Source organism: Chelativorans intermedius, from assembly GCF_025398255.1.
Taxonomy (GTDB): domain Bacteria; phylum Pseudomonadota; class Alphaproteobacteria; order Rhizobiales; family Rhizobiaceae; genus Chelativorans; species Chelativorans intermedius.
On record NZ_JAODNW010000101.1, the window covers coordinates 1 to 646 of the forward strand.

A 646-nucleotide genomic window follows, 5' to 3' on the forward strand; every position below is an offset into this window, starting at 1 on the left:
GGGGCACGATGCCGAGATAGGCGGCCAGCTTGTCGGCGCTCTCGAAGTCGTCCACCTTGCCGATGCCCGACAGGAACACCGCCGCCGCGCGCGGCCCGATGCCCTTGATGCTGACCAGGCTGTCAAAACCGTCGAGGGCCTGGGCGGCGGTCCCGATCTCGGCGTCCAGCTCGGCGATGGCGGCGGTGAGGCTCAGCGCCTGATCGCGCACCACCCGAAGCTCGACCTGCTCCAGCGCCGAGAACCGCCCGATCTCCAGCCCCAGCAGGCGGCGTTTGCTGGCCAGCCCTTCCTTCTTCAGCTTGACCCCGTGGCGGTTGAACAGGGCGTGGATCTTGTTGAGCAGCCGGGTCCGCTGCTTGACCAGCAGGTCGCGGGTGTGGACCAGCGAGCCCAGTTCGTTCTCCGCCTTCGACTTCAGCCGCGTCTCGGGCAGCATGTCCTTGGACAGGAACAGCGCCAGGGCGCGGGCGTCGTTGCGGTCGGTCTTTCTGACCGACTTGCGGATCACCTGGAACTGCCGCGGATTGACCACCACCACCCGGCCGACGCAGGGCGCCACCTCGTCGCGGAACCAGGCCGAATTGCCCGTTGCCTCCACCGCGATCTCGTCGTCGGCGTCCAGGGTCGCGCAAAACCGGTCCAG

At 68.3% G+C, this 646-nt stretch carries 1 protein-coding gene; it reads right to left on the bottom strand.

Annotated features, from left to right (window positions below):
• Positions 1 to 646: IS110 family transposase (locus NYR58_RS20505; protein ID WP_261522960.1), on the bottom strand; the 646-nt coding region annotated here is incomplete at both ends.